10 protein-coding genes and 1 pseudogene are annotated in these 12,147 nt (G+C 72.5%); 10 read left to right on the top strand and 1 reads right to left on the bottom strand.

Annotated features, from left to right (window positions below; all coding sequences use genetic code 11):
- Positions 1-138 precede the first annotated feature (138 nt).
- Complete coding sequence (locus tag KWI83_RS36175; protein WP_218518608.1) at positions 139-288, top strand: hypothetical protein; 150 nt, start codon at positions 139-141, stop codon at positions 286-288.
- A 15-nt stretch (positions 289-303) separates the two neighbouring features.
- The gene (locus KWI83_RS39605) at positions 304-438 is read left to right on the top strand and encodes a hypothetical protein (RefSeq protein WP_256363299.1); all 135 of its coding nucleotides are present in this window, start codon (positions 304-306) and stop codon (positions 436-438) included.
- Positions 439-473: 35 nt separating this feature from the next.
- Here the strand turns inward: KWI83_RS39605 and KWI83_RS36170 are convergent, their stop codons facing one another.
- Positions 474-2,498, bottom strand: coding sequence for a S9 family peptidase (locus KWI83_RS36170; RefSeq protein ID WP_218518607.1), 2,025 nt, complete (start codon positions 2,496-2,498; stop codon positions 474-476).
- A 594-nt stretch (positions 2,499-3,092) separates the two neighbouring features.
- On the opposite strand from KWI83_RS36170, the gene KWI83_RS36165 reads away from it, so the two are divergent.
- The 8 genes and pseudogenes from KWI83_RS36165 to KWI83_RS40530 all read left to right on the top strand — a co-directional run.
- Entirely contained in the window at positions 3,093-5,144 is a 2,052-nt protein-coding gene (locus KWI83_RS36165) for a non-ribosomal peptide synthetase (RefSeq protein ID WP_218518606.1), read from the top strand.
- Positions 5,141-5,902 carry an alpha/beta fold hydrolase gene (locus tag KWI83_RS36160; protein ID WP_308122372.1) on the top strand — a complete coding sequence of 254 codons (762 nt, stop codon included), beginning with the start codon at positions 5,141-5,143 and terminating at the stop codon, positions 5,900-5,902. Before KWI83_RS36165 ends, KWI83_RS36160 begins: the two co-directional genes overlap by 4 nt.
- A 51-nt stretch (positions 5,903-5,953) precedes the next feature.
- The gene (locus tag KWI83_RS36155; protein ID WP_218518605.1) at positions 5,954-6,964 is read left to right on the top strand and encodes a glycosyltransferase family 2 protein; all 1,011 of its coding nucleotides are present in this window, start codon (positions 5,954-5,956) and stop codon (positions 6,962-6,964) included.
- Complete coding sequence (locus tag KWI83_RS36150) at positions 6,961-8,406, top strand: NAD(P)/FAD-dependent oxidoreductase (protein ID WP_305733716.1); 1,446 nt, start codon at positions 6,961-6,963, stop codon at positions 8,404-8,406. Before KWI83_RS36155 ends, KWI83_RS36150 begins: the two co-directional genes overlap by 4 nt.
- Positions 8,399-9,832, top strand: coding sequence for an aspartate aminotransferase family protein (locus tag KWI83_RS36145; protein WP_218518604.1), 1,434 nt, complete (start codon positions 8,399-8,401; stop codon positions 9,830-9,832). The genes KWI83_RS36150 and KWI83_RS36145 overlap by 8 nt, the downstream gene beginning before the upstream one ends.
- Positions 9,829-10,218 (top strand): hypothetical protein, encoded by a 390-nt coding sequence (locus tag KWI83_RS36140; RefSeq protein ID WP_218518603.1) that lies wholly within the window; start codon positions 9,829-9,831, stop codon positions 10,216-10,218. The genes KWI83_RS36145 and KWI83_RS36140 overlap by 4 nt, the downstream gene beginning before the upstream one ends.
- Entirely contained in the window at positions 10,215-11,708 is a 1,494-nt protein-coding gene (locus KWI83_RS40170; RefSeq protein ID WP_218518602.1) for a GMC family oxidoreductase N-terminal domain-containing protein, read from the top strand. Before KWI83_RS36140 ends, KWI83_RS40170 begins: the two co-directional genes overlap by 4 nt.
- Positions 11,705-11,950, top strand: a pseudogene (locus tag KWI83_RS40530) (hypothetical protein); the annotation flags it as partial. The gene KWI83_RS40170 and the pseudogene KWI83_RS40530, both read left to right, overlap by 4 nt.
- Positions 11,951-12,147 lie beyond the last annotated feature (197 nt).

Genomic DNA, 12,147 nt, shown 5'->3' with positions numbered 1-12,147 from the left:
CTAATCCCCGATCCACCGTGTAACCGCTGGGCTGTGGACGGAGAAACAGGACCGGACTGGTCACGAACACCGGTCCGCGGCCGACACCTTCGCCTATGTCGTCGTCCGCGGCTACTACGCTTCGGCCCGGTCCTCTTCGTGCTCGACAGCGCCTGCTTCCCGCAACTGCTCGCCTACACCAGCGAGATCACCGAGACTCGGTCGGTGGACGCCACGTTCTTCAACGTCCTGCGGCGCGCCCTCACCTCGTTGGCCTGGGGCGTTGGCCCCGGATCGGCTTCCTGCTGATCGACACCCAGGCTGATGCCGAACCGGCCCGCATCCACCGCCGCCCACCGGCCCTCGGTCGAGGCCAGCCCGTTCGTCGGCCTCGGACGGTCTTCCTGGACGCTACTCATCGCCACTGTGCTGCTGCTGGCGGTCTACAGCGTCTACTAGATCGACACGCCGGGACACCAGCCAGCTCGCCTCGCTCACGCCGACAGCTCCCGGCGCGGCACCCCGGGCGGCTCGAAGCCGAACACCTGGCCGTATACGGACAGCTCGGCATGCAGACAGGCCACGACGGTCTCCGCCCTGCGGAACCCATGCTGCTCACCCTCGAAGGTGAGGTAGGCGTGCGGGACCGCGCCACCCAGCCGCTCCAGGAACCGCTCCGCCTGCACGGGCGGGGTGACCGTGTCGTCGAGGCCCTGCATGATGACGAACGGCGCCCGCACCCGGTCGGCCCGCCGCAGCGGCGACGCCCGCGCGTAGCGCTCAGCGGCCTGCGGCCAGGGGCCCAGCAGGCTCTCCAGGTACCTCGACTCGAAGTCGTGCGTGCCGCGGTCGCGCCACTCCTCCGGATCGAGCAGCGGGTAGTAGATGCCGGCGACGCGGTACAGGGACGGCTCGGCCGCCAGCGAGGCCGCCGCCGTCCACCCGCCCGCGCTACCGCCCCGGATGCCGATCCGTTCGGGGTCGGCGAGGCCCCGCGCCACCAGACCCCGGGCCACGGCGGCGCAGTCCTGCACGTCGACCACGCCCCAGTTGCCGCGCAGCCGCTCCCGGTAGGGCCTGCCGAAGCCGGTCGAGCCGCCGTACTGCACGTCGACCACGCCGATGCCCCGGCTGGTGAAGTAGGCGACCTCCCGGTTCACGACCAGCTGACTGCGGGTGGTGGGGCCGCCGTGCGCCTGCACCAGGAACGGCGGCAACTCGCCCTCGGGAGCGGTGAATCCGGGGTTGTGCGGGAGGTGGACGAACGCGTGGACGTCTTCGCCGTCCTCGTTGCGGAAGACCTCGTGGCGGCCGTACGGCAGCCAGTCGGCGTTCCGGGAGGCCTCCTGCCCCGGGCCGGCGCCGCGCAGCTTCTCCAGGCGGGGCCCCTCGGTGGCATAGAAGTCCGCGGGGGAGCCGAAGTCGGCCAGGACGACGGAGGACTGCAGCCGTGGCCCCGCCGCCGTGCCCGCGACCCGGCGGCCGTCGGTCGCCAGCTGTGCCCACTCGGTGTACGGCGACGGCACGTCGACCAGTGAGCCGTCGGGGTGCAGCACGGCCAGTCGGCGCTCACTCGTCCCGTGCACCACGAACAGCCGCCCGGCGTCCGCCGGCAGGAACCAGCGCGCGCCGATCCGCCACAGCGGCTCGCCGAACTCCTCCGCGCGCGGGCACAGGCAGCGGCTGTCCCCCTCCGGGCCGATCTCGTGGAGGTTCCACCAGCCGTCCGGGTCGCTCAGTGCGTAGAGCACGCCGGGCCGGTCCGGCGCCCACTCCACCTGGCCGACCGAGACGCCCGGCCCGCCCGCGATCCGCCGGGCGGGCCCCAGCGTGCCGTCGGGCCGCACCGGGGCGCACATCAGATCCGTGGTCTCCCACGGCATGTCCGGGTGGTTCCAGCCGATCCAGGCCACCTGCCGGCCGTCCGGCGAGACCTTGGGGCCGGTCATCAGGTGATGGCCGGCGCCGAGCACCCGCACCGCGCCCGGGTCGTCGGCCGCGCGGCCGTCCAGCGGCAGCGCCACCAGCGCCCGGCGGACCTCCGTGCCCGCCGGGTCGAGCAGGGTCTCGCGCAGGCACCACACCTCTTCGCCGACCCGCGCGAAGTCGGCGTAACGGAACCCGGCGGGCAGTTCGGGCTCCGGGCTGAGCGGTACCGGGTCGGAGCCGGGCGCACAGCGGTAGACCCGCTGGTCGTCGCCGTGCGTGAAGACGAACCCGGCGGAGGTGTCCGTGCCGAGGGCGAGCCAGGGGCGTCCGCCGTACTCGATGACCCGGGAGCGCACGCTCCAGCCGGCGCCGAGCAGATCGGCGACGGTGCCGTCCGGGGCCCGGCCGACCAGTGCCGAGCGGCCGCCCTCCTGAGGCCTGAGCTCGGTCCACCACACGTGTTCGCCGACGAAACCGACCCATTCGACGCGGGTGCCGGCGGCCGCGGCCTCGGCGGCGGTGATCGGCGAGGTCCAGGTGCCGTACGGGGCCGTCCGTACCGTTGCCTCGGTCACCCCTGCTGTTGCCATCGATTGCCTCTCTGTGCTGACCTTGTTTTCCACAAAGGTTGCCCACTAATGCCAAGTCTGGCAACATATTGCCTGGAGTTGAGGTGGCGGAATGAAGAGGGGGCTCGTGAACGGGACCGCGCAGGAGGCAGCCGTGGACGGACCTGCCTGCCCCCGACAAGCCCCCGGAGTGTGGTGCGCGCTGCTCGTCCTCGCCGGGCTCGGTGTGAGCGCCCACTTCCTGTACTCCTGGGCGCTCATCGCTGAGGCGGTCCGCCACGACATCGTGCACAACAAGGCCTTCTCGCCCGCCCGCACCCTCGGGCCGATGGCCCGTCGGCCGACGCGTGCTGCGCCAGGTCGCCACCGTGCCCCGGATCCGCCACGTCATCCTGGACAGCGTCCTCGCGCGTTCGTGTGCGCGCTGCGTTCGTCCCTCGTGGCGGGACCGGCGAATCTGGATCGTGCTCGGCGGCGCCAACCCGCTCTTCGGCGTCTCCATGAGGAACATCGGCCTACGCCGGACTGCCACCGACGCATCGCAGCCGACGACCGTGACGGCGCGACGCGCCCCCGACACCGCACCACCACCCCACACCCACCAGAGGAGTCCCGATGACCAGGTCGCTCCAGACCGACGTGCTGTCCGGCCGACCGGTGTCCGAGGGGTTCCGGGGCGATGAACCGGAAGCGCTCGGCCGCGGTCTGCTCCTGCCCCGGGCGGAGCTGACACCGGTGCACGAACTCGTGGCGCGGTTCGCCCGGGTGACCCCCACCGCCACAGCCGTCAGCAGCGGTGACAGCGCCATCGGCTACCGGGCGCTGGACACCTGGGCCGACCGGATCGCGTCCCGGCTGGCCCGGGCGGGGGTACGCCGGGGCGGCCGCGTCGGCGTCCTGGTGGAGCCGTCCACCGCGATGGTGGCGACGGTGCTCGGCATCCTGCGCGCCAAGGCGGCGTACGTACCCGTGGATCTCGCCCACCCCGACCGCCGCATCGCCGACATACTGGCCGATGCCCGTGTCGGTGCCGTCGTGGTCACCCGGGCCGCCGCGGACCAAGTGTCCGGCCTGGGTCTGCCGCTGGTGCCGGTGGAGGAGACGGACGGGACAGAGCTCGACGCCGCCGCGGCGAAGGAGGGCACCGCCGACGAGGACGACCCGGGAGCTGACCCGGAGGCTGACCCACTCACCGGCGACGACCCCGCCTACCTCATCTACACATCCGGCAGCACCGGCGAGCCCAAGGGCGTCGAGGTCGGGCACCGGGAGCTGGCCGCCTCGACCCTGGCCCGGCGCATGGTCTACGCCGGCAAGCCCGTCTTCCTGCTCGTCTCGCCGCTCGCCTTCGACTCCTCCGTCGCCGGTCTGTGGGGCACGCTCACGGCCGGCGGACACCTGGTCGTGGCCGGAGCCGACGAGGTACGCGACCCCGAGCGGTTGTCCCGTCTCGTCGAACGCCACGGGGTGACCCGACTGCTGTGCGTGCCCTCCCTCTACAGCGTGCTGCTCGACGCCGCCGAACGGTACGGGATGGAGCGACTGCGCACCCTGGAGATCGTGATCACGGCCGGTGAACCACTTCCCGCTGAGCTGATGGGCCGTCACTTCGCCCTGCATGAACGCCCGGTAGCCTTGGTCAACGAGTACGGCCCCACCGAGGCGACGGTCTGGGCGAGCTACCGCCGCTACGACGCCCCGGGGCCAGTCTCCATCGGAGGGCCCGTCCCCGGTGTCCGGCTGTACGTGCTCGACGAGCGGCTGCGCCCGGTGCCGCGCGGCACCGATGGCGAGCTGTACATCGGCGGCGCTGGGGTGAGCCGCGGTTACTTCGGGCGCCCGGACGCCACCGCCCGTGTCTTCCTCGACGACCCCTTCGCCCCCGTGCCCGGCGCGCGGATGTACCGCACCGGCGACCTCGTCCGCTGGACCGCTGAGGGCACCCTCGACTTCCTGGGCCGTCGCGACCACCAGGTCAAGATCCGTGGTCACCGGATCGAACTCGGCGCTGTGGAGGCCGTGTTGGGCTCCCTGCCCGGAGTACGCGAGGCGGTCGTCGTGCCGGACACGGCGGGGACCTCCCTCACCGGGTTCGCGCTGGCGCCCTCACTGCCTGGCGCTCAGGACCTGCGGGAGCGGCTCGCCCGCGTGTTACCGGCCGCGATGGTGCCCGCCCGGATCGAGGTGCTCGACTCCTTCCCCCGCACGGTCAACGGCAAGGCCGACCGCGCCCGCCTGCGCGACCGGGCCCGGCAGCCGCACCCCGAGCCCGAGTCCGCCGCCGCGGGCCCCGCCGACCCGACCGTGCGCCCCGCCCCACCGCAGCCCGGCGGTGCCGGTGCCGACGCCGACCCGACCGAAGCGGTCCGGGCGGCCTGGGCCGAGGTCCTGAAGGCGCGGGCGGTACCTGTCGACGTCAACTTCTTCGACCTGGGCGGCCATTCGCTCGCGATGTTCCAGCTCCAGGACGCGCTGGAGCGCCACACCGGCAGGCGCCCTCCGATCGTCGCCCTCTTCCGCCATACGACGGTCATGGCCCAGGCCGAGCTGATCAAGGGCGGCGGCGCTCAGGCACACGACGCCGAGGCCGAGGCCCGCCGCTCGGCAGCCCGCCGCGCCCGCGCCCTGCGCGCCCGCCGCCACACGAACCAGGAGCAGCCGAAGTGACCCCCGCGACGCCCGCCCCTGTATCCCTTCCGCCGCACACTCCCCGGGCCCGCTGGCTGCACTGCCCCGTCCCGCTGCCCGACCCGGACCGGCGGCTGGTCTGTTTCCCTCACGCAGGGGGATCCGCCGCGTTCTTCCGGGACTGGAGTGGCCGACTGCCCGGCACCGAGGTGCACACCGTGCGCTACCCGGGCCGTGCCGAGCGCATCGGCGAACCGCCGGCCAGGGACCTGCGCGTCCTCGCCCACGCCGTCGCGAGCGCCGTGGAGCCTCTGGCCGACCGGCCCCTGCTGCTGTTCGGGCACAGCATGGGCGCCGCGGTAGCCCTGGAGACGGCCCGCGCGCTGGAGCGGCGCGGCATCCTCCCCGCCCACCTCGTCGCGTCCGGCTCCCGGGACGCCCCCTACCCCGGCCCCGAGGACTCCGCCGCCGCGCAGGACGAGGACGACGAAACCGTCGTCGCGCGCCTGCTCGCACTCGGCGGCACCGACCCGGAACTCGCGGCCGACCCCGAGTTCCGGTCCCTGGTCCTGCCCTACGTCCGCGACGACGGCCGCATGTTCCACGCCTACCTGCCCCGCCCCGACGACCCGCCCCTGAGCTGCCCCGTGACCACGATCGTCGGGGACGCCGACCCCGACGCCGACCTCCGCCCCTGGTCCACGCTGACCACCGCCTCCCACCGCGAGCACGTGGTCGAAGGAGACCACTTCTACCTGGTGCCGAAGCCCCCCTTCGCCCTCATCCAAGCCCTCTGATCGACAGGCCGACCGAACACCCGACCACCGCGATCCACGACCGCACAGCGCATGCCGACAACTCCGCACCGCACCGCAGGAGGGGTTCCCATCGCTAACGACCAGCCGAGCGCAGCACCCCCGCGCTCGTTCCTCATCAGCGTCGTCCTGCCCTGTTACAACGAGGACCAGGTACTGCGGCGCACCCATGACCGCCTCGCCCGTGCCCTGCACGACCTCCCGCACGAGATCGTCTACGTCGACGACGGCAGCACCGACGGCACGTGGCCGCTCATCCAGCAATTCGCCGACACCCCCGGCCGCTTGGTGCGCGGAGTGCGCTTCAGCCGCAACTTCGGGCACCAGGCGGCCGCTCTGGCCGGCCTCGCCGAGGCCACCGGGGACGCCGTCGTCCTGATGGACGCCGACCTCCAAGACCCTCCCGAGCTCATCCCGAGCATGACGGAGCAGTGGTTCAAAGGCTGGTCGATCGTCTCCGCGCGCCGCGCCACCCGCCACGGCGAGACCCAGCTCAAGAAGTCCACCGCGTATCTCTACTACCGCCTCCTGGCCCGGCTCAGCGACCAGCCCGTCGCCCTCGACACCGGCGACTTCCGGCTCCTCGACCGCAAGGTCGTCGACTTCGTGACCTCGCTCGGGGAGAAGGAGCTGTTCTTGCGCGGCGCGATCAGCTGGACAGGTTTCCCCGAGACGAGCATCACCTACGAGCGGGACGCCCGCGGCGCCGGCACCACCAAGTACACCCTGCGCAAGATGCTGGCGCTCTCGCGCACCGGCATCCTCGCCGGAGCGGCCACCCTGCCGCTGCGTATCCCCACCTATCTCGGCGCCGTCTCGCTGCTCGGCGCGGGCGCCGCGCTGGCCCGCGGCAGCGTCCGGCAGGCCGCCCCGCTCGGCGCGTTCGGGGCGCAGTCGCTGGCCTGCGGGGTGCTGGGTGAGTACCTGCTCGGCGTCTTCCGCCAGGTCCAGGGCCGCCCGCCCTACCTCGTCATGGAACGGACCGATTCGAGCCGCGGCACCACCGCGAAGGCATCCGCGGCCCGTGTGAAGGAGTTGGCATGAGCATGAACCCCGGAAACACGAACCCCCGCGACACGAGCACACCGGAAACGGACGACCTGCGGGACGCCGTCGTCGTCGGCGGCGGCTTCACCGGCCTCACCGCCGCCCTGGAACTCGCCGAGCGAGGACACCGCGTGACGGTCGTGGAGCGCGAGCCCGAACTCGGTGGCCTGGCCGGAAGCTTCGACGTCGGCGACGGCCGGCGCATCGAGCGCTTCTACCACCACTGGTTCGACTCCGACCGCGAGATGTTCGACCTGTGCGAGCGGCTCGGTGTCCCGGACGCGCTCGAGTCCCACCTCACCCGCACCGGCATGTACTACGCCAACTCCATCTACCGCCTCTCCCGCCCTCTGGACCTGCTGCGCTTCGCCCCGCTCCCGCTCCTGGACCGCGTGCGGCTCGGCGTCCTCGCCCTGCGCGGCCGGCGCGTCACCGACTGGCGCACCCTGGAGCACCGTACGGCCGAGGAGTGGCTGGTCTCGCTCGGCGGACGCCGGGTCTACGACGTCGTGTGGCGGCCCCTGCTGGAGGGCAAGTTCGGCCAGTACGCGGACCAGGTCGGGGCCACCTGGATGTGGACGAAGCTCGCGCTGCGCGGGGGCAGCCGCACCAAGTCGGGCAGTGAGATCCTCTACTACCTGCGCGGCGGCAGCGAGATCCTGGTCAACGCCCTGCACAAGCGGCTGACCGAACTCGGCGTGGAGGTGCTCACCGGCACCGCGGTCGATGCGGTGACCACCGACGACGCCGGTGTCACCGGCGTCCGCACCGAGGACGGAACGTTCCTGCCCACCCGGCAGGTCCTGCTCACCGTCGCCCCGGAACTCGCCGCGAACCTGCTCTCCGCCGACGGGCCCGACGCTCCGGCCCACCCCGCGCTGCCCGCCCTCACGCGCCGACTGCGCAACATCCGCTACCTGGCGAACGTCTGCCTGGTCCTGGAGAACAACCGCAGGCTCTCCGACACGTACTGGCTCAACGTCAACGATCCGTCGTTCCCCTACGTCGGCGTCATCGAGCACACCAACATGGACTCCCCCAGCCGGTACGGCAACCGGCACGTCGTCTACCTCTCCAAGTACCTGCCGGCCGATGCCGAGCTGTACCGGATGAGCGACGAGGAGGTCTTCACGTACAGTCTCCCGTACCTGCGCCGGATGTTCCCCGGCTTCGACCGGAGCTGGGTCGAGGACTACCACGTCTGGCGCGCCGAGTACGCCCAACCCGTGATCACCCCCAACTACAGCCGGGACATGCCCCCGACGCGGACCGCCGTGCACGGCCTGTACCTGGCGAGCATGGCGCAGGTGTTCCCGGAGGACCGCGGCACGAATCACGCTGCGCGTGAGGGCCGCAGGACCGGACAGCTGATGGCCGACCGACTGCGCACCGCCGGCGGGCCGGCCGCGCCGCGAGCGGAGGAGGCCTCCCGTGCCTGAGCTGCTAACCCTCGATGATGCCGAGAACCTCGGCATCGACCAGGTCCACGACCTGTACGGAAAGTACATCAGCCGCAGCGAGGCCTCGCTCCTCGGCACCTTCGGCTTCGGCCGCGACCTCGTCGACAGCGCCGAGGGCGCGTGGATCCAGCTGCGGGACGGGCGCCGCCTCCTCGACTTCACCGGCGGGGTCGGCGTCCTCAGCCACGGACACAACCACCCCCGGATCCTCGCGGCCCGCGACCGGTTCCGGGAGCGGCGGCGCATGGAGGTGCACAAGATCTACCTGTCGCCCTACGTCGCCGCGCTCGGCCACAACCTCGCCGCCCTGCTCCCGGGCGACCTGAACATCTCGTACTTCCCGAACTCGGGCGCCGAGGCCGTCGAGGGCGCCGTCAAACTGGCGTACAAGTACCACGGCGGCCGGCGCGGCACGATCCTGCACACCGACATCTCCTTCCACGGCAAGCTGCTCGGCGCCGGCAGCCTCACCGCGTCTTCCGAGATCCACTTCGAGTATCCGCGGCTGCCGGGCACGGACTCCTTCGCCTACGGTGACCTGGAGTCCTTCCGGCTCGCTCTGGAACGCCACACCGACGAGCGCGGCCGCAGCGACGTGTACGCGGTGGTGCTGGAGCCGTTCAGCGCCTCCAGCCTGCGCGAGTGCTCCGCGGAGTTCCTGTACGAGGCGCGTCGGCTGTGCACCGAGCAGGACATCCTGCTGATCTTCGACGAGGTGTACACGGGCTGGGGCAAGACGGGCCAGCTCTTCCACTTCATGCACCACCCCGGCCTGGTCCCCGACGTGATGACGACGTCGAAGTCGTTCGGCGGCGGCAAGTCCTCGATCTCCGGCTACATCGCCCGCGAGCCGGTCTTCCGCAAGGCCTACGACAACCCGCGCGACGTCACGCTGCACAGCACCACGTACCACGGCTTCGGCGAGGAGACCGCGACGGCGCTGGAGGCGGTCGCGGTCGCCGTCGAAGAGGACTTCCCGGCGCGGGCCCGCGCTCTCGAGGCAATCCTCGTGCCCGGCCTCGCCGACATCGCCGCCCGCCACCCCAAACTCGTGGCGGGCATCGCCGGCCGGGGTGCCCTGCACGGCGTCCGGCTGCGTCCCAGAGCCCAGCTGCCTACCGCCGTACGCGACCTGATTCCCGTCCAACTGGCTAAGGATCCGCAGGCGTTCGCCAAGCTGATCACCGGTGCCGTGATCGCGGCGCTCTACCGGGACCACGACATCCTCTCCTTCTTCGGCTCCACCCAGGACATCGCGCTGATCGTGTCGCCGCCGCTGGTGGCCGACGAGAAGGAGGTCCGGTTCTTCCTGGACGCACTCGACGCCGTGCTCGACCGGGGCGCGCCCCGGCTGCTGGCGGACTTCGTGAAGGAGACGGCGACGGCGGCGAGGAGGACACGATGACGCGCGGCAGCGGGCCGATGCACGCGGCCCTGCGCGCGAGCGGCCTGCGATCGTACTGGCGGCGCCAGTACCCCGTTCTGCGCGAGGCGCCCGCGATGGCGGCCGCCGAGGCGCACCTGCTGAACACCCTGCGGACGCTGCCGCTGACCCAGCGCGCCGGATACGCAGCCGTGCTGCGAATGCTGCCCCTGGCGTACCGGCTCACGACCGGCGGACGCTCCCTGCACCGCGCGGCCGACGACGACGCGAACGGCGCCGGGGGCGGGCGGCCGGGCCTGGGGGCGCTGGCCGTGCTGCCGGGCTTCCGTGAGGTCGTCCGGTCGAGCACCGCGCTTGCCCTCCTCGGCGCCCTGGACGGCCGTACCGGACGGGAGGCGGCACGGTGAGGCGGGGATTCGGACGGCAGCGGAGTGTCGACACGGACGTCCTCGTGATCGGCTCGGGCGCGGGCGGCTCGGTGGCGGCGCTCGAACTGGCGGCGGCGGGGCGTCAGGTGACGGTCCTGGAGGAGGGCCCCAGGGCCGACATCGCAGCCCTCGCCGCGGCGAGCCCGGCCGAGAACATGCGCAACCTGTACCGCAACGGCGGGCTCACGCCCGTCCTGGGCACCCCCACCATCGTCTATGGCGAGGGGCGCGCCGTGGGCGGCACGACCCTGGTCAACGGCGGGCTGCTGTGGGAGCCGCCGCCCGCGCTGCTCGCGCGCTGGGCGGCGGTGTCGGGCATCGACGGCTATCGCGCGGCGGACCTCGCGCCCCATCTGAAGACGGTCTCGGCCCGGCTCGGCCCCATCGTGCAGCAGCACGGCGACGGCGGCGCCAACCGTGACTCGCGGCTCCTGGCAGTCGGCGCCGACCGCCTCGGCTGGCGCTGGCAGCACGCCCGCCGCGTCGTGCAGGGCTGTCTGCACCGCAACCGCTGCACCACCGGCTGCCCCAGCGGAGCCAAACAGAGCATGGCCGTCAGCTACCTCCCCCGGGCCGAGGCGCTGGGCGCGCACATCCGCCCCGACACCCGCGTCCTGCGCCTCCTGCACGACGGCCGCACCGTGCACGGGGCCCTCGCCACCGGCCCCGACGGCGCCCGCACCGAGTACCGGGCCCGCTCGGTGTTCCTGGCGGCCGGCCCGCTCGGCACCCCCGGCCTGCTCCAGCGCAGCCGCATCCAGCAGCGCCGCGCGGGACGGGATCTTGCGCTCCACATCAACCTGCGGACCGTAGCGCGATTTCCCGAGCGGGTGGCCGCGCACGACGGCACCATTTTCACCGCGCAGCTGAAGGAGTTCGGCGACCGCGGCATCCTGGTGATGCCGTCCAACGTCTCGCGCGGGGCCCTCGCCGCCGCTCTGGCAGGCCGCAACCCCGCCGAGGTCACCCAGTATCTCGACGACTACGACAGGCTGGGCGTCTACACCACGCAGGTGCGGCTGCACGGCACGGCCACCGTGCGGGCCCTGCCCGGCGGTGGGCTGCTGCTGCGGCACAACATGACGGCCGTGGACCACGGCGCCCTTGTCGAGGCCTTCCGTATCGGCTCCCGCCTGCTCCTCGCCGCCGGCGCCGACCAGCTGACGCCCCCGGTGTCCTCGGCACCGCCCCTGAGCACCATGGCCGAGGTCGAGGAGTTCTGCCGCCGGGTCCGGCCGGGCGACTGGGAACTGGTGTCGGTGCACGGCATGGCGTCCGCGCGGATGGCGCAGGCGGAGCGCGGCGGGGTCTGCGACGAGCGGGGCCGGCCGTACGGCTTCGAGGGCCTGCGCGTGTGCGACGCCAGCGTCCTCCCGGGCGTCACGGGCATCAGCCCCCAGGGCACGATCATGGCATTCGCCCACGAGATCACCGCCCGATTCATCGAGGACGGGGAGCCGACGGCATGACGGACACGACGCAGGGGCGGCACCAGCGGCCGGACCGGAGGTCCGCCTGTTCACTACGGCCGCCTTATCGCCTCCTGCGTGGGCTTCGCCCTGATCGGCGCCCTCCAGTCCTTCTACGGCCCCTCGATCCAGCCGGCGGACTCAGCGGTGAGCACTTCCACAGCCGTACCGAAGAGGTGTACGTCCTGTTGGCCGGCGAAGGCGAGGCGCTGCTCAATGGAGTTGCCAGGCCGGTGCGGGCGGGCGAGCTGATTGTCACCGGCCTTGGCGCCACACATGGGCTGCGGAATGTGGGCTCGGATTCTGAGCTGGCCGACTCTGGAAGTGCCCGCCCCGCAAACCGTGACTCTCGCCCACTCGGCACGAAAGGACGTGACATCCATGCCTCTTCCCGACGGAAAGGGCGCTGCCAGGATCGGGGACAGCTGGTTCGCCGTCG

Origin of the sequence: Streptomyces sp. TRM70350 (assembly GCF_019219825.1) — a bacterium.
Lineage (GTDB): Bacteria > Actinomycetota > Actinomycetes > Streptomycetales > Streptomycetaceae > Streptomyces.
This window is presented reverse-complemented; position numbering and strand designations above follow the sequence as displayed.

Coding starts and splice junctions, on each gene's coding strand:
- KWI83_RS36150 (WP_305733716.1), top strand. CDS start 6,961: ATGAGCATGAACCCCGGAAACACGAACCCCCGCGACACGAGCACACCG.
- KWI83_RS36140 (WP_218518603.1), top strand. CDS start 9,829: ATGACGCGCGGCAGCGGGCCGATGCACGCGGCCCTGCGCGCGAGCGGC.
- KWI83_RS36165 (WP_218518606.1), top strand. CDS start 3,093: ATGACCAGGTCGCTCCAGACCGACGTGCTGTCCGGCCGACCGGTGTCC.
- KWI83_RS36155 (WP_218518605.1), top strand. CDS start 5,954: ATGCCGACAACTCCGCACCGCACCGCAGGAGGGGTTCCCATCGCTAAC.
- KWI83_RS36170 (WP_218518607.1), bottom strand. CDS start 2,498: ATGGCAACAGCAGGGGTGACCGAGGCAACGGTACGGACGGCCCCGTAC.
- KWI83_RS39605 (WP_256363299.1), top strand. CDS start 304: ATGCCGAACCGGCCCGCATCCACCGCCGCCCACCGGCCCTCGGTCGAG.